At 35.4% G+C, this 23,856-nt stretch carries 17 protein-coding genes; all 17 read right to left on the reverse strand.

The genetic code is table 11. The features are described from left to right. Positions 1-512: 512 nt before the first annotated feature. The 17 genes from DEU39_RS20345 to DEU39_RS20425 all read right to left on the reverse strand — a co-directional run bounded on the left by DEU39_RS20345 (position 513) and on the right by DEU39_RS20425 (position 23,682). Entirely contained in the window at positions 513-1,190 is a 678-nt protein-coding gene (locus DEU39_RS20345; RefSeq protein WP_120233191.1) for a hypothetical protein, read from the reverse strand. Positions 1,191-1,200: 10 nt separating this feature from the next. Next, the gene (gene rfbD, locus DEU39_RS20350) at positions 1,201-2,061 is read right to left on the reverse strand and encodes a dTDP-4-dehydrorhamnose reductase (RefSeq protein ID WP_062675927.1); all 861 of its coding nucleotides are present in this window, start codon (positions 2,059-2,061) and stop codon (positions 1,201-1,203) included. Between the two features lie 47 nt (positions 2,062-2,108). Next, positions 2,109-2,594, reverse strand: coding sequence for an acyl-CoA thioesterase (locus tag DEU39_RS20355; RefSeq protein ID WP_062675928.1), 486 nt, complete (start codon positions 2,592-2,594; stop codon positions 2,109-2,111). Between the two features lie 70 nt (positions 2,595-2,664). Then, positions 2,665-3,168, reverse strand: coding sequence for an OmpH family outer membrane protein (locus tag DEU39_RS20360; protein ID WP_062675929.1), 504 nt, complete (start codon positions 3,166-3,168; stop codon positions 2,665-2,667). 65 nt (positions 3,169-3,233) lie between these two features. Next, on the reverse strand, positions 3,234-3,788 hold the full coding sequence (locus DEU39_RS20365; RefSeq protein WP_120233324.1) for an OmpH family outer membrane protein: 555 nt from the start codon (positions 3,786-3,788) through the stop codon (positions 3,234-3,236). Positions 3,789-3,796: 8 nt separating this feature from the next. Further along, the gene (gene bamA, locus DEU39_RS20370) at positions 3,797-6,331 is read right to left on the reverse strand and encodes an outer membrane protein assembly factor BamA (RefSeq protein ID WP_120233323.1); all 2,535 of its coding nucleotides are present in this window, start codon (positions 6,329-6,331) and stop codon (positions 3,797-3,799) included. 28 nt (positions 6,332-6,359) lie between these two features. Further along, positions 6,360-7,109 carry an isoprenyl transferase gene (locus DEU39_RS20375; protein WP_062675930.1) on the reverse strand — a complete coding sequence of 250 codons (750 nt, stop codon included), beginning with the start codon at positions 7,107-7,109 and terminating at the stop codon, positions 6,360-6,362. A 1-nt stretch (position 7,110) separates the two neighbouring features. Further along, the gene (locus tag DEU39_RS20380; RefSeq protein WP_062675931.1) at positions 7,111-8,001 is read right to left on the reverse strand and encodes a DUF6089 family protein; all 891 of its coding nucleotides are present in this window, start codon (positions 7,999-8,001) and stop codon (positions 7,111-7,113) included. A gap of 213 nt (positions 8,002-8,214) precedes the next feature. Further along, entirely contained in the window at positions 8,215-10,719 is a 2,505-nt protein-coding gene (locus tag DEU39_RS20385; protein ID WP_062675932.1) for a polysaccharide biosynthesis tyrosine autokinase, read from the reverse strand. 2 nt (positions 10,720-10,721) lie between these two features. Then, positions 10,722-11,606, reverse strand: coding sequence for a polysaccharide biosynthesis/export family protein (locus DEU39_RS20390; RefSeq protein WP_120233192.1), 885 nt, complete (start codon positions 11,604-11,606; stop codon positions 10,722-10,724). A gap of 36 nt (positions 11,607-11,642) precedes the next feature. Next, positions 11,643-12,761, reverse strand: coding sequence for a glycosyltransferase family 4 protein (locus DEU39_RS20395; protein ID WP_062675934.1), 1,119 nt, complete (start codon positions 12,759-12,761; stop codon positions 11,643-11,645). A gap of 103 nt (positions 12,762-12,864) precedes the next feature. Continuing rightward, a complete protein-coding gene (locus DEU39_RS20400; RefSeq protein ID WP_120233193.1) occupies positions 12,865-13,866 on the reverse strand; it encodes a glycosyltransferase family 2 protein in 1,002 nt (333 codons plus the stop codon). Positions 13,867-13,869: 3 nt separating this feature from the next. Next, positions 13,870-14,940, reverse strand: coding sequence for a formimidoylglutamase (locus tag DEU39_RS20405; protein WP_120233194.1), 1,071 nt, complete (start codon positions 14,938-14,940; stop codon positions 13,870-13,872). 147 nt (positions 14,941-15,087) lie between these two features. Continuing rightward, complete coding sequence (gene topA, locus DEU39_RS20410; RefSeq protein ID WP_120233195.1) at positions 15,088-17,661, reverse strand: type I DNA topoisomerase; 2,574 nt, start codon at positions 17,659-17,661, stop codon at positions 15,088-15,090. A 275-nt stretch (positions 17,662-17,936) separates the two neighbouring features. Further along, positions 17,937-21,329 (reverse strand): T9SS type A sorting domain-containing protein, encoded by a 3,393-nt coding sequence (locus DEU39_RS20415; protein WP_120233196.1) that lies wholly within the window; start codon positions 21,327-21,329, stop codon positions 17,937-17,939. Positions 21,330-21,533: 204 nt separating this feature from the next. Then, positions 21,534-22,673, reverse strand: coding sequence for an EpsG family protein (locus DEU39_RS20420; RefSeq protein WP_228436860.1), 1,140 nt, complete (start codon positions 22,671-22,673; stop codon positions 21,534-21,536). 1 nt (position 22,674) lies between these two features. Beyond that, on the reverse strand, positions 22,675-23,682 hold the full coding sequence (locus DEU39_RS20425) for a hypothetical protein (protein ID WP_120233197.1): 1,008 nt from the start codon (positions 23,680-23,682) through the stop codon (positions 22,675-22,677). Positions 23,683-23,856 lie beyond the last annotated feature (174 nt).

A 23,856-nucleotide genomic window follows, 5' to 3' on the forward strand; every position in this document is an offset into this window, starting at 1 on the left:
AAGGCGCTTCTGCGCTACTGAATGTCTTTCGTTTTTCAGTGGGGCAAAGATAGTAACTTCATACAACGCAAAACAAGTTTATTTAACATAAATTTTACTGTTTTGTAATATTTGCCGCTAAAGGACTGGGTAGCAGGGGGAAAAATTGTAAACATTTGTTTGTAGGTGTGGACGAGAGGGGATTATTCGGCCGATGAGATGTGGGATTTTGGGGGTGGAACATCAAATAAGGTATCTATAATAATAAGGTGCAGGTTTGAATTGAATTCAGATGGAGGGAGTATCTTTATTAAATGAGATTCATTAGACTAAGCTCAGGATTGTAGCCCGTTCCCTATTGATATATATAATAAGATAAGGGAAGATTTTCAATAAAGCCTGTAAAAAATGTGACGGGAAATACATTTGAGCTAAAGCTCAGTACAAAGATTATATAAAAGAACGGGCTTCAGCCCGTTCCTATTGTTGATTTATATAGGCCAAAACCTACAATTGTTTAGTATAGAATGTTTCTAAGGTTTGATTTCCTTATATATTACGCTCAAAAACTCAGCGTAGGACTTCTCCAGGCCAATAATGTCCCCGGATTTCAGATTCAAACCTCCTACTCCTGAGTTATCTGGTTTTACTTTTAGAGAAGAAACCTGGAAATAGAGGTTGTCATCATTAGCTTTTGGCTGAACTTTCACCGTAGAGCCTAAAAGTTTTTTGGTTGAGATGGTATAAATTTCTCCCGGGACAATTTTTAATTTTAAAAAAGATCTTGGAGAGATTGTATAATCTTTACGGTTGATGTTGATCTTTTGATCTTTTTCAGAAGAGGCAAATATATACATCTCACCATGTTTAGCTGCTAGTTTTTCTTTGGGTGTATAATATAAAGCGATTTTGTAATTGGCAGCATTGAATGCCTGAGGTGTACCATCAACATTTTCAAAAGGTTTTAATTCGAATGTATTGGCACCAATCTCTTTTGCTTTTTTATATACCAGAGAAAATACGAGTGCATCATCTTTTGAAAAACCCTGTACTTCTACTTCTCCTAAATAAATAGCATCTGCTACGGCTTCTTTTCTTAGTAAGAATTTATCTGAGTTGTCATTTGTTTTTTCAACTCTGGTCATATAAACATTTTGTGCGCTCCACAACTGGATACATAACACGGAAAAGAGGATTGCAATATTTTTCATATATATAGTATTAGTGTGAAAGGATATCGACACATTCTTCAAGACTGTTTTCCCAATGTTTAGGTTCTATTTTGTAAACTTCCTCTATTTTATCCAAAGACATGGTACTTCTTACAGGTCTTTGGGCAGGTGTTGGGTACTGTTCGGTTGTTAATGGATTTAATTTTATTGATGATTTTGAAAATTCAGCAATTTTTCTGGCAAATTCAAACCAGGTTGTCTCCGGATAGTTTGAGAAGTGGAAAATCCCATAGGTTTTCTGTGGCGTTTCAATAATCCTCATAATAGCTTCTGCCAAATCGTTTGCGTTAGTAGGCTGCCCAAACTGATCAGCAACGATTCCCAGCTCTTCTTTTTGAGAGAAAAGATTTAACATTGTTTTCACAAAATTCTTATTAAATTCAGAATACAGCCATGAAGTTCTTAGGATGATTGTTTTTGGATTAATTTCCAGAGCAAGCTCTTCTCCTTCTCTTTTTGATGCACCATATACTCCTATCGGGTTTGTAAAATCATCTTCAGAGTATGGAAGATTTGTGGTACCATCAAAAACATAATCTGTAGAAACATGAATCAGAACAGATTTATAATCTGCGCATGCCTGAGCAAGATGAGCTACTCCACCAGCATTTACGGCAAAGGCTTTTTCTTTTTCTTTTTCCGCCAGATCAACTGCGGTATATGCAGAGGCATTGATGCAATAATCAGGTTTGTTATCATAAAAGAAATCATTCACCTGCTCTTCATTGGTAACATCTAAAATGGATGAGTCTGTAAATAAGAATTCATATAGATGTTCAAAATCCGGAGCAATCTTTTTTATGCAGTTTCCTAATTGTCCGTTACTCCCTATTACTGCTATTTTTTTCATTTGTTTATTATTAATTTTTAAATTGGGACCTTCAACAAGAAGTAGGTTTAAGAGTTCTTGGCATTCTGAGATCTTAAGAACTTCACTCTTGACTGGAAGTCTTTTTGGATAAGATCTACATAAAATTTATCAAAAATTTCTTTGATATCTTCGGGATGAACTTCAGATTTTCTTGTTTTGACATTAAAATAAATAACGGTTACCCAAAGTACAGCATGAATTGTTTTTTCATCAAGGCTTTTCATCAGAATTTCGACTTTTGCTGTTCTATCCTGTACATCGATGGTCTTGCTGCTGATCACTACCTGTGTATTATATCTTACTTCTTTCAGATAGGCTATTTCATTTTGAATAGCAATCCAGGTACAGCCGGTTTGCTTGGTATATTCTTCATAGGTAAATCCATAAAATGTTTCTACATGATCTTCCCGGGCATTGAACATATACTCAAGATATTTTACATTATTCAAATGTCCGATTGGATCACAGTCACTAAACCTAACTTTGACCGTAGTTGATACTTCTTTTTCCATTCGGCAAAAATAAAAAAACCACCTCTAAAAGAGGTGGTTAGTTTTATAAATCTTTGTTAATTTGCTGAAATTATTGAATTCCTAGTTCTTTCTTCACAGCTGGAGTTGCGTCTGGTCCTGCTTTATAAAGGAATGCTGTTGAGTTTGCATCCATAATATAATCATATCCACTAGCTTTAGCTACTTTTTCTACGGCATCGTTTAATTTTTTCTCAATAGGAGCGAAAGCTACATCTTGTTTAGACTGAAGATCTTTTTGAGCTTTTTCCTGCATTTGCTGGATTTCTTCAGCTAATTTTTTCATTTCTGCTTCTCTAGCATTGTTTTCCTCAGCTGTTTTCTTAGGAGCTTCAGTTTGGTATTGCTGATATTTAGTTTGAGCTGCGTCAGCTTTTTTCTTAATCTCAGCTTGTTTAGTATCCAAGAATGTTTTAAGATCAGCATCTGCTTTCTTTTTCTCCGGCATTGCGTTAAGAACTCCCATTACATCTAAAGTAGCAATTTTTTGAGCTTTTGCCATACCTACAGATACAACCATCATTACTGCTGCAAATAATACACTTAATTTTTTCATAACTGGTAAATAAATAATTTAATTTGTTTTTAGATTTTAAAATATAGCAAAAGTTAATTCTCTGATTATTTTTTGCCTTTGCTATTTGTCTTTTCCTTCTTGTCTGTCCCTTTTAATAGAATAGACAATACTTTTTCGGTGTAATCATATTTTGACTGAAGGAAAATAACACTAATGTTATTGCTTTTATCAAGAACTATGCCCAAGCCATTTTTTTCGGACATTGTTTTGATAGCTCCCCAAATCTGATCCTGAAATGGCTGAACAAGATTTGTTCTCAGTTTTGTAATTTCACCGTTAGCTCCAAAACGTAAGCTTGTTGTTGTTTTAATATTTTTATCAAGATCGGTAACTTCTTTTTCTCTAAGTTTAAGCTGGTCACCTATCAATAAAACTTTTTCACTTTCAAAAGCAGCCTTTTTTCTTTCATATTCAGACTGAAGGCTTTGAAGTTCAGATTCCCAGGTATCAATCTGAGAATTCAACCTAGCTTCAGCTTCTTTATACTGAGGTAATTTATTCAAAATTTCATTAGTATCCACTACTCCTATTTTTTGGGCATTGTTCAACCCGAAAAGCAAGAGGAATGCGAACGTGAAAATTATTTTAAAGTGCTTCATATTTATAATTATAATGTTTGGTTCATCAAGAAGTGGTTTCTCCATCCAGACTTATCACCAGAAATAGTCTTATCAAGACCTAGTGCAAAGTCGAATCCGATCAATCCAAATGCTCCCATATAAACTCTTACACCAATTCCGACAGATCTTTTCAACTGGAATGGGCTGTAAGAACTCCATGAATTCCATACGTTACCACCTTCAGCGAATGTCAATGCGTAGATTTTTGCAGTCTGGCTCATTGAGATCGGATATCTTAATTCTAAAGTAAATCTGTTATAGATTGTACCTCCTCCTTTCTGTGTAATATCTTCTGCCTGGCCTCCTTCTGTAGTGGCATTTTCATAACCTCTTAAAGGAATCAATTCTCTACCATCATATCGACCTCCGAAAAGACCTGTTCCTCCCATATAGAATCTTTCGAATGGCGGAGCACCCAATTGGCTGTTATATCCATCCATGAATCCCATTTCTGCAGAAGATCTCAAGACCAGTTTTCCAATGATTTCATTGTAAACATCTGCTTTAAACTTGATTTTATAGAATTCCATCCACTTATATTTGTCAATGGCAGACATTGTGGAGTAATCTTTCTTCTTAAACAATGAGTATGGAGGAGTCAGTTTTGCTGAAAGCTCGATATTGGATCCAGTTGTTGGGAAAATCGGGTCAATACCTGCAGAGTTTCTGCTCAATCCTAAGTTGACACTGAAGTTATTGGCAGTACCATTATTTTCAGTGGAATCTCCAAACTGGAATGGATAGTTTTTGAAGTCATACTTCTGGAACTGTAAACCAGTATAAAGAGAGAAATAGTCATCCGGCCAGTTCAATAGTCTGTTCAGACCTACTGAAGCAGAGAAAATGTTCAATTTCTGAGCGTCTCCATATTGATCTGTATATCTTACTCTTGAGTTATTCAAACTTACAGAAAGAGCTGTTGGTTTTGTACCAAATAGCCAAGGTTCAGTGAATGATACTCCATAGTTCTGGAAGTACTGTCCTGCCTGCACCTGAACCGAGAACGTTTGTCCGTCTCCCTGAGGTACCGGTTTGAAATCTTTAAACTTAAGGAAATTCTTTAATGAGAAGTTATTAAATGTTAATCCTAAAGTACCGATGAAGCTGTTACCACCGTAACCTGCCTGTAGCTGAACCTGAGAAGATCCTTTTTCTACTAGTTTCCAGTTGATATCTACAGTATTATCCACCTGATTTGGCTGGATATCCTGTCCGATTTGCTGAGGGTCAAAGAATGACATCCCTGCTAAATCGAAATAGGTTCTCTTAATTTCTGTTTTCTTGAATAGCTCTCCTGGTTTTGTTCTTAGTGCTCTAAGAATTACATGGTCATGGGTTGTTGTATTCCCTTGCCATGTTACCTTATTCCAGGTAGCCTGCTCACCTTCATTAATTCTAACTTCAAGGTTTACAGCATCTCCTGTTACTGATTTTTCAACAGGTGTTACGTTTGAGAAAAGATAACCATTGTTCATGTAAACAGATTTAATATCTGAATCATCCTCTTTACCTCCGTCTTCACCAACTTTTTTGTTGAAACCTACAGCATCGTAGATATCACCTTTCTTATATCCTAATAATCTTTGTAAATATTCTGTCGCGTATACAGTATTACCCGTGAATGTAACATCCCCGATATAATATTTTTTACCCTCGCTAAGTTTTACATTGATTTCGTAGTTATTTCTTTTGTTTCTCCATACTGAATCTGAAACAATTTTAGCGTCTCTGTATCCGAGGGAGTTGTAATAACTGATAAGACTTTGCTTGTCTTCCTGATATTTATCTTCAATGAATTTTGAGGACTTTAATATTCCACCGATACCGAAACGCTTTTGCTTAGTTTCTTTGAAAGCTTTATTTCTAAGTTTTCTATCGGTTACATTATCGTTTCCTTCAAATTCAATATGATCAATTTTGATTCTTTTACCCTTATCTACATTGATTGTCCAGTCTACCAAAGAAGGATCACCTGCATTGACTTTATCCTCAATAGTGATTTTAGCATCTGCAAAACCTTTTTTGATATAATCTTTAGGAACATGGGTTTTAAGGCTTGAAACTAAGTTCTGAGTAATCTTAGTTCCTGGTTTAAGGTTATTATCCTTTGCCAGTTTTTCACTTTTAGATTTACCGATTCCTTTTCCTGCAAATTTAACTTCTCCAAGTTCTTTCAGATCCTGCAGATGAAATTTCAGAACAATCGTTTGTCCTTCAATACTTTGAACATAAACTTCCACTTCAGAAAAAGATTGGGTATCCCAAAGCTTTTTTACAGCGTTGCTGATTTTCTGTCCCGGAATGTCTACACTTTCTCCTTTTGTAAGGCCCGTAAATCTTAAGATCTGAGCTGGTGTATATTTTTTTACCCCATCTACAACGATGTCTTTAAGTGTATAAGTTCCTGCCTCATTTTCTGCATGTACAGCATTATTTACTTTTGTGCTGTCTTGTGGAGTTACTTGTCCATAAAAATGTGCAGAAGCAGCAAACATAATGATGGGTAATAGTCTAAACTTCATTTTATCGAGTCTTTCTTTTCTTAAAATTTTATTGGCCATTTACCTGTTCACCGGTTAAACCATATCTTCTTTCCTTGTTTTGATAATCAACAATACATTGGAAGAAAATATCTTTGGTGAAATCCGGCCACAGAACATTTAAAAACTGTAATTCTGCATAAGCAATCTGCCAAAGCAGGAAGTTGCTTATCCTTATTTCGCCGCTGGTTCTGATCAGTAAATCTACAGGAGGAAAATCTTTTGTATAAAGATAGTTTTCGAATAAACTTTCGTTTATATTTTCTATCTCTACTTTTCCCTCTTTTACATCAGAACTTATATTTTTTACGGCTTCCAGTATTTCATTTTGCGAGCCATAGCTAATAGCCAATACAAGGTTTCCTTTTGTGTTTTCTTTTGTAAGCTCTACCACACGTTCCAACTGCTCTTTTACTATTGTAGGCAGTTTCTCAAGATTCCCTATAACATGCATTCTCAATCCTTTGCTGAAGATCTCTTCTGCTTCCAGCAGTAAGGTCTCTACCAACAGATTCATAAGGGTATTCACTTCTTCACTTGGACGATTCCAATTTTCTGAAGAGAATGTATACAGTGTTAAATAAGGGATATTAATCTCATTACATGCATTAATGGCATTTCTTACTGCATTAATAGCATTTTTGTGACCGAAAGTTCTTTCTTCGCCACGAGATTTTGCCCATCTCCCATTACCATCCATAATGATGGCTACGTGTTTTGGTAAATTCTCAGAATTTATTTTTTCTTTAATCAACGACATATTATTCACAATAACATGGAGGTCTTCCGAACGAATATGTAAGTCCTAAACTGAAAGTATTTATCCAGTCGTTGGATCTTCCATCTCCAATATTTCTCTTTTTAATAAACTCTGCTTCTCTTTCTTTAGAAACCGCATAATAATTTCCTGACTGTAATAATGAACCACCTGTAGCGGGATCCAAAATATCAGCATTAAAAGAAGTTTTTACATCTTTGGAAAGGATCTTACTATGATCCAACTGATCCGTCAATGTATATCTGAATGTAGCTTCTGCAAATATAGCCCAGGAATGGTTGAATTTATACTTCAAACCCACCCCAAAAGGAATATGCATTGTTACTTTTTTCCCTAGTGAATAATCTGTGGTGGTTGTAAAATCCAATTCATTGATCGGAGCTTGTGCTACACCATCAGCATCTCTCCTGAAATCATTTACAAGAGTAGCTTTAGGAGCATCAAACATCAAAGCACCGATACCTCCGAAGATGTAAGGGCTCAGCATGCTGATCTGCTCATTATTTACAGGGAAAAAGTTATATTCAAACATTAAACTCGCCTCATACACATTGTTTTTTCCGTATGAGTTTCTATTTCTTCTATAATCTTCTTTCGCCGCTTTATCACTAAACTGAATCTGATTGTATCCCAAATCCAATCTAACGGTCTGATGCGGATTAAAATTAAATCTATATAATAAACCACCATAAAATGGGATGCCCCAATCTGACGCTCTGCTTAAATCCAACGGCTTCTGTAAAATATAATTTGTCCTTCCTACATCTCCCACTAGGTTACTCATACCTAGACGAACTCCCAATTCGTTTCTTTGTGCTTTAACACTTACCACTCCAAGGAAGGCAAGGAAGCTAAACAATAATTTTTTATTCATAAAAGAATATGGATTTATGGTTATTTTAAAATTTAATTTTTGCAAATATAAAACATTTTTATATTAATGATAATCTTAATGTTTAGTTAAAAATAAACAAAAAAACATAATTTGTTATAAAGTAAACGGCAAAGTGGCAAAAATATTCTTTTTTTCATAGAATGAAAATACTTTAAATATGAAAAAACCCCCATTAAATGAGGGTTTAATGCTTTATTTTTTGTTGAATAATACCTGTACTTTATTTCTGATCCTTATCAGTAATGGCTCTTTATAATTTTTATCTTCATCAAAATAACCGTAACCATAGCCATATCCATAACCGTAACCATAGCCATATCCGTAGCCTTGCTTGGTATTATAGTCATTATAGACAAGTCCTAAATTATTAACTTCGTCATTATGATACTTTTCAGTAATCATTTTAAGCATATATTTTTCTGTGTATTCATGGCGTACAACATAAATATTAGCATCCGAATACTTCATCAGCTCATAGGAGTCCGCCACAAGCCCTACAGGTGGTGAATCTATAATAATGAAATCGTATTTTTCTTTAAGTTCTTCTATAAATCTGATATTTTTCTGGCTCATTAATAGCTCAGATGGATTGGGAGGGATAGGACCTGAAGTAGCAACATCAAGATTAGGGATCTTGGTTTTATTAATAATCTGGTCAATATCTACTTCACCTGTAAGATAATTTGAGATCCCATATTTATTATCAATCTTAAAGTCTCCAAAGATTTTCGGTTTTCTAAGGTCCATTCCTAATAAGATTGTTTTTTTATCACTTAATCCTATTACGGATGCCAGATTGATAGAGATATAAGTTTTTCCTTCTCCCCCAATGGATGAAGTAATCAAAATAACTTTTCCTTTTTCACTTTCATTGTCCATCAGGAATCTCATATTGGCTCTTATTCCCCTGAAGGCTTCTGATACAGATGATTTTGGCTGCTCCAGAACGGTAAGCATATTTTCATTGCTGTTATTTCCTATTACTCCGAGAAGTGGAATTTTTGTAGCACTTAAAAGCTCTTTAATATTTCTGATTTTACTGTCTAATACTTCACCTACAAAGATAAAGAGTAATGGAAGCAGCAACAATCCAGAGATAATGGCAGTTTTCGCTAACTTGACATTAGGCCCGATAGGTCTTTGTCCCAGATTTTTTGCAGGGTCAATCACTGTAATATCGGATTGATTGGTCGCCATTCTCATCTTAGTATCACTCTGTCTTCCCAGAAGACTATTATAAGTGGCCTCGATCATATTATAACCTCTTTCTGCATCCAGATATCTTCTTTCTTTTTCAGGATAAGATGCTAAATCTGAGTTGGCTCCTGAAATATCACGGTCAATTTTGTTGATCTCATCATAATATCTGCTATAATATCCTCTTAAGCTATTCGATGATCCCATTCTTGCTTCATCAATAAGCCTGTTGATTTCTCTCATCGGCTCTGATGAAGGCTTATAAATAGAAGCCATTTCTGCTTTTTTGGTATACAGAGCTTTCAGTTCAGAAACGGTTGCTGAGAATACGCCATCTTCAAAACCAGCAGCATTGGTTCCGATCATTTTATCAAAATTTTGAGACTGCAGCGTGTTCTTTATATTGTTAAGTGAATTGATTTTGCTTATGATATCAGCTTTTTTAGCTTCCAACTCTTTTATTTTCTCAAGAGATTTTTCATCTCTGTCTTTAATATTATAAAGTTTTTCTGAGGTTTTTAAATAATTCAGCACATTAGCACTTGAATCAAGCTTTTTACGGATATTATCCAGATTTTCTTTTAAAAAGATGTCTGTGTTTTTATTAACTATATTTTTATCAGCCAATCTCTTTTTTTGTAATTCTGCAACAGATTTATTAAGGAAATTAACTGTACTATTAAGATTATATCCTGTTTTGGTAATAATCATAATGGATCTGATCTCTTTATCAAAGTCAACACCTGTAGTAGAAACAATCTCATTTACACTCTCATTTACTGAGTTCAGTTTTACAATGATATTATCCAACTTGATTTTAGTGGGAACAGGATTTCTAACCAGTCTGAATCTCAGGTTTGGGGAATTGTACCACTCATTGATTTTAATGATTTTATCAGCGGGTCTGCTATATGCGTTGATACTCTGGAAGCCTTCAATCTCATAATTATACAAGTTGGTAGATTCTCCTTCTTCGGGTAAAACTACTTGATAGGCTCCATCTCCTTTGGGTATCAGGGTAATAGGATAATTAATCTGCTGAAGATGGTTTTTATCGATCTGAAGAAAGACAGGTGAGTCATCTTTATCCAGATAGGTAGATTTTATCAGTCCTTTAGTAGAATAATTGACAAAAAGGTCAAGTTCTTTTACCAAAAATTCGTTATGCGATCTGGATAAAAGCATTTTCTTCAGATAAAGTCCATCCTGATTTCCGGTATCTCCCCAAATGAAGTTGATAGATTGATTAGCCTGTGTTGGTAAAAACTCAGACCCTTTACTGGAAGTACTTAATGATAAATCTGATGCATAAATATTTTGTGCATAGTAGTGAGTGTATCCCCATGCAAGCGTATAGCCAATAAAAAACATGAATACAAACCAATACCAGTTCTTAAGAACCCTTCTTAAAAAGTGTTCTAAATCAAATAATGCAAATGATCCATACTTTTCTTTCTGAGAATTATTCTTCTCTGCAGCGTTTACTCTTTCTGGAATCATGACTAAAGATTTTTAAGAAGTAAATAAATAGACAATGCTGTAGTAATCACCGAAACTCCTGTTGTCAAAGTCTGAATAGGGTCCTTTCCGAATCCATTCAAGCTTTTTGCTCTTGTGTTCAGATAAATTTCATCACCATTCTGCACATAATAGAAAGGAGAGTTCATAAGATCTTCGCGGGTAAGATCTATTTTGGCAATTTTGATTCCTTCCGGAAGTTTTCTGTGGATAACGATCTCTTTTTTGTCGATCGTTCTGTTCAGCCCACCATTGATAGCTAAAGCTTCAGTAATGGTAAGGGTATTTTTATGGGCTACTTTCTCTCCTGAAAGTCCTGTTGTTTCTACGTCACCAAGAATATAATAGGTGATACCGTCTGTATTCAGTCTTACTTCAGACTTTCCTTCCTGGAAATTTTCATTTACTTTTTCCTGAATTTCTTTTCTGATATCCTCTAATGTTCTCCCCTCGGCTTTTACATAGCCAATTCCAAAAACATTGATATCACCATTGGAGTCTACCTTGAGTCCATTAAAATAAAAATTCATGTTTCCTCCTCTGCTTGCTCCAGAGATAGCACCAACTCCTCCTCCAACACCACCACCGCCTGACATAGCAGGACTCATTGCAACTCCGGTTCCAATTCCTCCTGAGGAATTGTAAGAAGAATAAAACTGTGCAGCATCTCCTTTGGGAGTTGTTACAATGTTAAGATTGAGGATATCATTTTTGGTAATCCTGTATACGGGAATATTGTAGGGAACGAGACCTTCTTCATTAATTACGAGACTCTCACTTGGCTGTAAGTATCTTACATCCTTTGTTGTAATACATGAGGTAACTAAAAGAGGGAATATTAAAAATAAATATTTAAAGTTTTTCATCATATATATAATATTGTTTACAAAAGTAATATTTAATTGTTAATTTTTGTTATTTCTTAATCGATAAAGCAAATCTGGCAGATAAGCACCCAAAAAACCTATTGAAAGGATCACCAATAATAAAAGATTGACATTAATATGCCTTAAATAATAAGCTACTCCAACAATCATCAAATAGTAAAGGATAATATAGAAAGTTGATCTCCTATGGGTAAGGTTCAATTTTAACAGCTTATGATGAATATGGTTTTTATCGGCATCAAATGGGGATTTTTTATTGTAAAGTCTGATCATAATTACATTTAAAGTATCTACGATCGGAAGAATCAAAATGGCCACCGCAACTACAGGAGCAGACTGAAGGTGATATCTTGGAACATCGATGAGTTTCTTATCTATAAAAATATCTATAAAACAAATGGATGTAAAAGCCAATAAAAAGCCAAGGAGCATAGAACCGGTATCTCCCATAAATATTTTTCGGGTACGGTAGTTTGACAAATTATAATACAAAAATGCCAATACAGTCCCAATGATAACAACAGATAGTATTACGAGCGGATAGTTATATTCTCCCAAACGGTAATAGCTTATTCCAAATAAAGCACTACAGATAACGGAATAACCTCCTGCAAGCCCATCTATCCCGTCAATCAGGTTGAACGCATTAATCAGAATAATAAATGTTACGATACTGAATATCACACTTACGAAATACTCCAGTTCGTATACGCCGAAGATTCCGAATAAACTTCTTATTCTGATATCCGAACCAATAACAATGAGGGAAGACACAACAATTTGTGCAACAAGTTTTTTGTAAGCCCTCATTACAACAATATCGTCCATTACCCCCACATAGAGCAGGATAATTAATGAAGCAAATAAAAATTTGTAGAGATCAAACAATTCATAGGCAAAAATAGAGGCACAGATTCCAATTGAATAAAAGATGGCAATTCCACCAAGATTGGGAATTTCTCTAAGGTGCGAGCTTCTTATTCCAGGCTCATCCATCAGATTCTTTCTTCTTGAAATCTTGACAATGGTAGGAATAGAGAAAAATGTAATTAAAAAGGAGAATACGAAACCTAATCCTATTTTTATATAGAAAATAGGTATCCCCGATCCGCTTAAGAACAATTCAAAGTTTTTCATTCTTTTCTAATTCAGCACTTGTATCTCCAAAATAAAAAATCATAATAGGAACTTTATTATCATTTTCTATTGACCGAAACAATAGTACTTACATTTGTGTTTACTAAATCAACTTTCTTATCAATCTTTTTTGTCCTGCAAAAAACAACAGATAAAAAATCTTTTTCTTCAAAGGCAAAGATAAAAGATAATTCTTACCAAAACGACTATACTTCAATATATCTTGAATTTTTATTTGTCTTTCCTTCATAAAAAGAGCTAATTGATCCGACATACTATAAAATATTTCTTCTTTTTTAACAAAGGCCAGATAGGCTAAAAATGAGTATACGCCTTCAAAAATCTGAAAATTTTTCAACTCTTCTTTTTTGTGGGAATATGGGGATTTACTGAATATTTTTTCCACATCAGATACGGCTTTTAACATATCAATCCCTTTTTCCGTATGGGTTTTTGTAATAGAATCAGTACGTTCAAGGTACTGGTAATGAAAATTCTGAGTCTGCGCTATGGTTTCACATTCCAGCAAAAGCTGTGGAATAAGCTGAATATCTTCAAAATGAATTCCTTTTTTAAATCTTTTCTGATTAAAAAGCTCCTTTTTAAACAGCTTATTGCATGCAAAATAGCTGATATCTGAAAAAACAGAAAAATAATCTCCAAGTAGTATTTTCTCAGGCATATTGGGAAGCTGGGTCAGTTTTTGGATAATTTTTCCATTTTCGTCTACTTTCTGAATATTACAGATCACCATCTTCGCCTGGTGTTTTTCTGCTAAAAGAAGCATTTCTTCAAACATAGTTTCGGTGACATAATCATCACTGTCTACAAAACCAATGTAATCACCGGTAGCCTTATCAATTCCAAAATTACGGGCATCACTTAGCCCTCCGTTTTCTTTGGTAAAAGCTTTTATTTTATCCGGATATTTTTGTGCAAATTCTTTAATTATTTGTTCAGAACTATCTTTACTTCCGTCATTCACTACAAGAATCTCAATATCAGGAAGACTCTGCTTCACCAGGGAGTCAAGGCATTTTGTCAAATAATTTTCTACATTATAAACGGGAACAATAATGGATACTCTTGAGGGAACATTTGTCATACATTAAATTTTCGTCAGTCTTGCATTCAACCAGCCCTTTTTAGCTTCATCAAAATCCTTTCTGGAGCAGGGAATGCAGTTTTCTATATTTTCATCATCACCAAAATACCACAAATTACTGAAAGTATCACGCCTGAATGCATATTGCCTGTCATCTATCAAAACATAGAACAGTTCATAATGCCTTTCTTTAGGATGGGAATGCTGGATATTGATTCCTTCAATCAAATACCACAGCATTTGTGCTAAAAGCTGATGATTCAGCTGGTTTTCAGAATAAATATTATAATTAAAAATCCCGACAGATTTCAGGTTTTCACTCAATCCGATTTCCTTCATATAGGCACAGATTTCTCTTCTGTTCAACCCATTTACCTGCGGATTCATTGAAAAGGGTTCACTAAAGCTTTCAATAGCATCACAGTTTAAGGTCACCAGATCTGCTTTTCTGAAGAACGGTTCTGTTTTTTCTGTAGAATTCATCATTTCAGCCAGTCGGATAATATCAAACTCTACTTCTTTGATGAGCCTTACGGAATCCATTTCATTCAAATGTTTCTGGTAACCCAGATGATGGTAGTTTTTAATGGAGAAATTTTTGGCTCCGAAAATCTTGCTTAAAAAAGTATGTTCATTGATGCTTTCTCCTTGCTGAAGAGAGATAATATTACTAATCTGGGTATAATTGAGGCTTTTCTTATGGAAATTCAATGCTGAAAATAATGAGAAAGCAAAATCATTGGAACCACCAATAATTACCGGAATAGCTCTTTTATAATGACATGCCGACAGCACTTCCTGTAAGATATAATGAGTATCCTGAACAGATTTTCCGGACACCAGATCTCCGAGATCAACAACAGGAATTTCGAAGTCCATCTGCGAAAGCTTGTAAAATTCTTTTCTTACCGCCGTAAAATCCTGCACTTCCGCATCGCCGCCCGCACCTCTGTAGTCTGATACAAACAAAAGAACAATACTGTCTTCTCTGATATCTTTTGTAATCCGATTTCCTATCTGCCAGCTCTCTGTTTTAAAATTTCTTGGTGAAATGATAAAGTCTTCGAAGTCCATATTTTAATTTAAAATGTAATAATTGATTAATCGCTTGATGTAACAAACATACAAAAAACACAGGAACTGAGTAAGACTGTTTCTATTTGTTCATAAAAAAAGCCGTCAACAGGTGTTAACGGCTTGGTATTTCAATCTTAAGATTATTTATTTTTTAGCTGCAGGTTTCTTAGCAGCTGGTTTTTTAACAGCTGTAGTCTTCTTAGTAGTCGCTGCCTTTTTTGCTGCAGGTTTTTTCTTTTCTGCAAAAGCTTTCGGATCCTGATCTGTAATCCATTTTTTAACCTCATCTAAAGAAAGTTCTTTCAGTTCGTCAGCTTCATATTTTGTATCATCTGCTTTTTTCGGAATTTTAAACATGGCTTTTCCGAACTTGATGAAAGGTCCCCATCTTCCGTTTTCAATGGAGATTTTTTCTTTTTCCCACTGCTGGATATATCGGTTGGCTTCTTTCTCCAATTTAGCGTCAATCAGTTCATTGATATCACTTTGTGAAAGGTTTTCGAAATCATATCTTTTGGGAACATTCACAAAGATATCTTTGTACTTGATAAATGGTCCGAATCTTCCTGATCCTTTGGTTACAGGTTCTCCTTTATACGTAGCAATTGGAGCATCAGCAATCTTCTTTTCATTGATAATCTCCTCAGCACGTTTCTGATTTACAGAAAGCGGATCTTCACCTTTCGGAATACTGATATAGGTTTCTCCCCATTTCACATAAGGCCCGAACCTTCCTACTCCTACAGAAACCGGCTGTCCGTCAACTTCGCTTAAGTCGAAAGGCAACTTGAATAACTCCAATGCTTCTTCAAAAGTAATGGTTGCAATATTCTGTCCCGTCATTAACGAAGCAAAGATTGGTTTCTCTTCATCATCCGTTTCTCCAATCTGGATCATCGCTCCAAATCTTCCGATTCTTGCATGAACATTTTTACCAGTCTTTGGATCTACTCCTAATAGTCTGTCTCCGGTTGCACGATCTGCATTTTCTTCTACATCTTCAATTCTCGGGTGGAATTTAGAGTAGAAATTCGTCATCATTTCTTTCCACTTCTGATCACCGCTTGCAATTTCGTCAAAACTTTCTTCTACTCTTGCTGTGAAACCATAATCAAGGATTTCTCTGAAATTATCTGTTAAGAAATCATTGACTACTTCACCAATATCCGTAGGAACGAATTTATTTTTATCACCACCAAATTTCTCTTCAAGAACTACTTTTTTGATCTTATCTTTTGTCAAAGACATTTTGATCACTTCACGGGTGTGTGGTTCGATTTCTCTTTTATCTACATACTCTCTGTTCTGAATCGTCTGAATGGTAGGGGCATAAGTAGACGGTCTACCAATCCCTAATTCTTCAAGTTTTCTTACCAAACCAGCTTCCGTGTATCTTGCACTTGGTCTTGTGAACTTTTCAGTAGCAGTAATGGTTTTATAGTTCAAGACTTCTCCCACACTTACTTTCGGCAGCAATTTATCGTTGTTTTCCTCATCATCATCTTCTGTCTTTACAATTCCATAAGCTTTCAGGAAACCATCAAATATAATAACCTCTCCCTGTGCTTCAAAATGATGTGGCAATGATGCATTCCCTATTTCAATCACTGTCTTTTCAATTTTGGCATTAGCCATCTGAGAAGCAAGTGTTCTTCTGTAAATTAATTGATATAGCCTGTTTAATTGGGCATCAGCTACAGTTTTCACTCCAAAATCTGTAGGTCGGATCGCTTCGTGAGCTTCCTGTGCTGAAGCTGATTTTGTAGTATAATTTCTTGGAGAAGAATATTCTGCTCCATATTCTGATATAATTTGTTTTTTAGCTCCTTCAATAGCTTCCTGGGAAAGGTTTACAGAGTCCGTTCTCATATAAGTAATAAACCCTTCTTCGTATAGCCTCTGTGCGAGACGCATAGTATTGGTTACATTATAACCCAATCTTGAGGAAGCTTCCTGCTGCAATGTAGAGGTTGTAAATGGTGCTGAAGCTGAACGGGTACCTGGTTTGGTTTCAACATTGAGAACTTTAAATTCTGTAGTCTTTGCCTGCTCCAGGAATTTCTCTGCCTCTTCTTCCTTTTCAAAGTCTTTTTTCAGCTTGGCAGCAATTTCCTGCTCTGTTTTATTTAAGAAGATCCCATCCAGTTTAAAGCTTGCTTTTGGTTTAAACTCACGGATCTCTTTTTCTCTTTCAACGATTAATCTTACTGCTACAGACTGTACTCTACCTGCAGATAGTCCAGGTTTTACTTTTTTCCATAAAACGGGAGACATTTCAAAACCTACAATTCTGTCCAGCACTCTTCTCGCCTGCTGTGCATTCACTAAGTTCTGATCAATATCTCTTGGATTGTCGATTGCTTTTAGAATGGCGTTTTTGGTAATCTCGTGGAAAACAATTCTTTTTCTGTTTTCAGGCTTTAGTTTCAATTCATCCGCAAGATGCCATGCAATAGCTTCTCCTTCGCGGTCCTCATCGGAAGCGAGCCATACCATATCAGCTTTCTTTACGGCAGCCTTTAATTCGGTTACCAATTTCTTTTTGTCTGCTGAAACTTCGTAATCAGGACTGAATGTGGCAAGGTCTATACCCATTCCTTTTTTAGGAAGGTCACGGATGTGTCCGAAGCTGGATTTCACTTCAAAATCCTTTCCTAGATATTTCTGAATAGTTTTTGCTTTTGCCGGGGACTCTACGATTACTAAATTTTTCGACATTCTAACTAAAAATTTTTGCAAAAGTAAAGCTTTTTTATTATATACTTTTTGTTAAACAGGTTTAATTTAATAATCAGGTCGCTTTACAGCATCTTTCAATATTCATTTTTTGGAGAAACAAACCGTTTGCAGTATGGGTTTTAGACTGATATACAATTATCAACATTCATTGATATAGAATTTTTCATCAGCCATAATAGATGTAAGAAATATGCTATCTTATAAAAAAGCAGAACAAGAAGCCTCATTCTGCTTTTAGTCCCTTATTTTAAGATTTATTGTTTTATAATTTTCGCAACTGCTTCGGAGTTGTTTATTCTTATTACATATACTCCTGCGCTTAAAGATGAAAGATCTGTCTGATTGTTGATAAAATGTCCGGACCTTACTAGTTGACCCAGAACATTAAAAATCTGAAAATTATATTCTTTATTTTCTGTGGCGCTGATGTAAAGAATATTGGAAAAAGGACTCGGGTAGATAGAAATTTTGTTACTGACCGCCTTAGATTTCACATTTTCTTTCATCAATGCAGGCCTATTAGATATAACCGAAATTCCTGATGCAGAACCTTCTTCATTACCATTGGCATCATACTTTATTTTCACACATCGGCATCCTGTTCCGAAGTACGGATCATTATTATCATGAAAGACGATTATTCTATTGGTGGTAGAGGCCGCATCAAACAATACATTAATAGATCGTCCAATGTAGTTTGAATTTAAAGCAGCGGTCCATACTGCCGGATACTGAAAGTTGAGCACATTAAATGTTCCCTGCGCAGTCTGATTGGCTGTTACACTTCTGAATCCTCTTGAACCGGAATCAGGATAATTCCCTACAAGATATGCCGGATTATTAAAGACATATCCCACTGTAGCATTGGCAGAATTTCTCACTCTCATTCCTGAATAATCTGTAGCAATACTGTATGAAGTTGCTACATTTTTATCTTTTTTATACCAGGGAGTTTGTCCAAAATCCGCTCCTGAAACCAGAGCTACACTTGTAAGATCCGGCACTCTCCATCCTTCAGGACAAGGATCAAAAGGGGATTTCTTACCTCCTCTACCCCATCTGTCAGAAGCCAGATTAGGTTCTTGCGCCAACCAGTCTGTACCATTGGTATAATTAGGAGTTGTACTGTTGTAAGGAGCAAAAGTACTTGGGATCATATATACCAGAGGGTTCTTCACAGAATAGGATATTATTTTGGAGATTCTGTCTGCCGGTTTATCCGTTATCTGTACGTTTGATGTTCCCGCATATGTGTCATAAGGTACAATATAGTTTCCTGAAAGATTATTATAATCCGACTGATTAAGTGTACTGTAAGCCACTGTTCCATTAGCAGCTACAGTTCCCAAAAACACATTGTAAAAGCTTCTGTTATCCGCATACTGGAATGCAGGAATAGGATCTTTCCTTCCCCATTGATAATGCAATCCTGTAGAAGCACGTATTTTCAGCAGCTCATCAGTTGTAGGTGCCTGAGGATTGGCTACATTAGGAAAAGCATCTGTTGCTCCAAGATTACGATCCATGAAAGTGGTCTGCAATACAGCATCAGCTTTATTAACATAGTTCACGTAATTTGTGACAGCTATTGGAGTTTCTGTAAGATAAGTATAAGATTCCACGGGAGAATCCGTAACCCATATATGCCAGCTCCAATATACCGGCGAAGATATACTCCCATTATGTAATGTAACAACAGCATTTCCACTTTCATTGGGGGCAATTTCTACAGATATTTTAGAATTACCGATATCCTGCAATGACGAAGGTGAAGGATTTACCATTGAAATTCTACTGATAAGAGCTGTATTGGTTGACCAGAGAACATTAGTTTTTAAATTACTAAAACTGGAAGTATTTAATATATCAGCGTTACCCAGTAACTGACTTTGTACAGAGAATGCTTTACTGACTGGAATTTCAATGGTTGTAACCGTTGGTTTTTTAACGACCTGGTAAGTATTCGGATTATTGAAACCTTCTTTGTACTCTGTAACTGCAGGCAGATATTCTGTTGGAAAATCATAATCATTAATTGTATATAACGGATCTTTTATACATCTGCAGCCATTGGCATCCGAAGTATACATTCCGGCCATAGGAAAGTAATAATAACGTCCTTTGATATTAGGATAATTAGCATCCGGAATATCTGGCTGTCCTTTATCCGGAATCATGGAAAGCCCTCTTACAGTAACAGCAGGAGAAGCATCGAACAACCGGGTTAAAGTTGCCGTCCACAATGCAATGTGATGCTGATCACTATATTGTCCTAAATGCGCTCCCCTGATAAGCTGCCCATTTCCAGGAAAAACCCCCATATTATACCCACCTACAGCCGATAGATCAAACCCAAGATTAGGATAAATTCTAAATCCCGTCATGAAGGCAGGAACTCCAGCATCAGTAGGCATTATAATATGATACTTATTGGTTTCAAAAACATTTTTTGCCATATTGGTTTTGACTCCAAAAGGTGAAAAATCTATTCTGATATCATCTACATAAGAGGGAGAAGCCAAATTTGCAACCAACATAGAAGGGATACGCCATCCATTGGGACAAGGATCATAAGGGGACTTATCTCTATAAGGCTTCGTCTTATCATCGGTATTATAGACGGTCTCAATTTTCCCTTGTGCATTATCAGACCACAGATTGAGTTCTGAAAGCCTGTTACTCGACAAAGTCGTAGATTTACCAAACCAATTGACCGGAAGATTGAGATTATTGTTGTAGTAAGCCTGACCTGAATTATCATCTTTATTAACATAAATAAGACTCAAAGGATTTTTTACAGAGAGTCTGATATTATTGGTAACCTCTGCAGCGGAAAGCAGAACAAATTTCCTGAGATCATCAATACTTACAGCGTTGGTCATATTTTTAGCTCCTCTATGTCTTACTCTACCTATAGATCCTGAAGCTTCATAAAAATCATTTCCTCTGGTTACTAAAGGGGGTATAGGATCTTTTCTTCCCCACTGATAAAGAAGCCCCATACTCTTATTCCAGTCTGATGCTGTGATAGAACTTGTGATAGCTCCAAGATTTCTATCCATCCATTTCCAATCGGAATCCGGGATAACTTCTGTGGTTCCGTCCGATTTCATCCTTTTGACGTTGTTGAAACTTTTATAGGCAACTCCATTGGTAGGATCATCTGTTACCCAGATATGCCAGCTCCAATAAATCTCTCCGTTTACTTTGAGAGCTACCACAGCATTCCCTTTTTTTGTCTTATTGACAGGGACTTTTATCTTAGCATCCTGCCCGGTTCCTATTATTTCAAGAGCATAATTTACTCCTGATTTTATAAGTCCATGAACATCTTCCCACAAAACATCTGCAGTTACCGTTCCTGCCGGAATACCGCTTCCGTTAAGATATCCGCCTCCTTCCCACATCGCATAAGCTTTTTTTACAGGAACCAACAATCCTTCGCTGTTCTGATTTGGATCAAAGATGTAACTGTTGGGAGCTTTTTTCCAGTCGGGAAGAAATAATGGTGTCAGTTCATTCAGTGGTCTTTTCAATGAGTCCTTACTCTCATTGAGCCATAGATTTCCTTTGATATTACCTTTGGAAATGATTCCAAATAACATCAGGCAGATGACTGCCGCTAATTTTCCAGCTAATCTTTTCATACCTTAGGTTTTAGTGTCATTAGCGAATGCAATTTTTAAGCCCCATTCAATAAAAAGTGATTTATTTTATAAATAACATCATCATATTTAAATTACATTATTAATAATTTAACATAAATCTAATAAACAAAACAAGTCTTAACAAACCTTTTACACAAAAAAAAGACAGCCTCAAGCTGCCTTTATATTTTAACCTTCAAAATTTTATGGAAGAATATGGTTTTGATAACGATCAATCGAGAATCGTCCGGCTTTGATATTATTAAACATAGAGAAAATAACAAAATTGAAGACCACAAGTGCAATGATAAATGCATAAATCATATTTTTAACCCTTCCGGAAACAACATACATTGCATTCGGAATAATGATATACGAGAATCCAATAAATGCTCCTGCAAGTCTTGATGAGAAGATAGGGTTATTTCTAAAAATAAAGTAAAGACATATCCCGACTACAGCATAGTTCCTATGGTATTCATAGTAGGGATAGAGTTCTTTCATCTTGTTATCAAAAACAAAAAGGAAGAAGGTAAGGATAGCCATCATGACCTCCGGGATACCAATTCCCCCGTTAAGTCGCTGTACCGTTTCATCCATATATCCATTAAAACCCTCTACAAGTGTACTGTTAGAGGCCATACCATCTAAGAAACCTCCAAAACTCCTATAGATTTCAAAAGGAGATAAAAAGACAGAACCTACAATCATAATCAACATCATCGTTTTATTCAGCGGAATGCGAGCCAGCCAGTACATCGGCAGGAATAAATAGCAAACACTGTGTATACCTGATCCTATGAATATAAAAAACAGGTAATGCCAGAGTTTTCGTTCTTTAATATACCGTATTGCAAAATAAACGATAAAAGTTCCCAGGTTTTGTCTGATCTGCCCACTTTCTCCGATAAAGAAGTTGGGAATAAACATGAAGAGAGTAAAAGTAAACGGGTAAAAAGTATTGTCTTCTGTATATTCTACTTTAAAGATCATCGCAAAAACAGCAATGACGAATGTTACCATATAAAAAGGTGCATCAAAAAAGTTTAGAAGAACTTTATTAATCAAGGTATACAGCCATTCCACATCCAGAGTTTCCGTTCCTTCCATATGGAGCATCTTCATGAATATACTGTAGTAGCTTTTGGTATCAGAGTAAATATAGATTCCTTTGTAACTTCCGTAATCCGGGCCTACACTGTCTCTAAAACCGACAATAATAATAAAATAAACAGCAAGGAACCAGAACCATTTTTTATCAACCTTTTTTCCATATACTTCCTGAACACTGAAGAACAGCATATAGACGATTGCAATTATGTAATATGGATGTAGTAAACTCATGCTAAATCTCTGATGTTTTTTTAAACTGATGATATGCTGTGATTATTCCTGTCAGAATTAAAGGCAGGAAAAGCCTCACTTCCCAGAAAAGTCCTACTAAAGTAATCATAAGAAGATAAGGAATGGAAAAGAAAAAATATTTTCCAAAAACACTTCTGTTTTCTTCTTCCGTACAAAGACCATATATAAAATAAATCACAATTAATGCAAACAGCAGTCCTGCAAGGTTGAAAGGGCTGGAAAAGTTCCTGTTAATATAAAACCCTTCCACAAAAGTAGTTTCATCCTGAACAAGCAGAGCCCTCAATCCAAGATAGGGAATCAGAAAAGCAATAACTAACGGTATAATTTTCCAGATTACCTGATAATTTCCTTTTTTCAACTCCTCTATATTGAAAAATACTGCTGCAAAAAAGGCTATATTCAGACAAGCCGTTTCTCTTACCAAAGTAGAGATCCCAATAAGGCCAATGAGAATAAAAAAGAAAATATTTTTTTGGGTATCTAAATATTTCAAGGTTAAAAATACACCTGCCAGATAACAGAAAAGAGCAATGGTGTCACAGTTTGTAGGTGCATACTGTGTGATCACAATAAAAAATACGGATAAGAGATGAATAATCCTTCTTGCATTAAGATTCAGAAGAAGTCCCGTTGATTTCATGCGGAAAATTGCATTCAAAATCAAAGAACACAAAATAAAAAACACACTGTTCATCAGGAAAAGCCCATGATAAAAAGGGGTTCCGTTTTTTGACAAAAAATCTTTGAAGAAAGAAAGAGGTCCGTTAATCAGATTGTACATCAAATCTGTCATCTGTACACTCAGATAATTGGGAATCACTCTGTAAGCATATACCGAGGAAAATAAAAAGTCAGGGGTTGTCTCTGATGTTTTCAGTCTTGTATAGGAAGATTCAAATCCATAATAAGACATAGCAAACAACAGAAGCGGAAGTACTATTACAAATAGAAATCCGTTTATTTTTTCATCATTTCTTTTCAACATATCTAAAACAGATTCTTATTTTTTTAATAATAATGGTGATTTAAAATACATTTTTTCAAAAGGGAACTTTTGCAAAAGTAGAATATTTTTTCATTCTTCCTAGAATATTTTATTGATTTTCAGTGAAAACTTCTCGTTAACTATTTTGAACTAATGCTTAAAAAATTAAATTTG

Origin of the sequence: Chryseobacterium sp. AG363 (assembly GCF_003610675.1) — a bacterium.
Taxonomy (GTDB): Bacteria; Bacteroidota; Bacteroidia; order Flavobacteriales; family Weeksellaceae; genus Chryseobacterium; species Chryseobacterium cucumeris.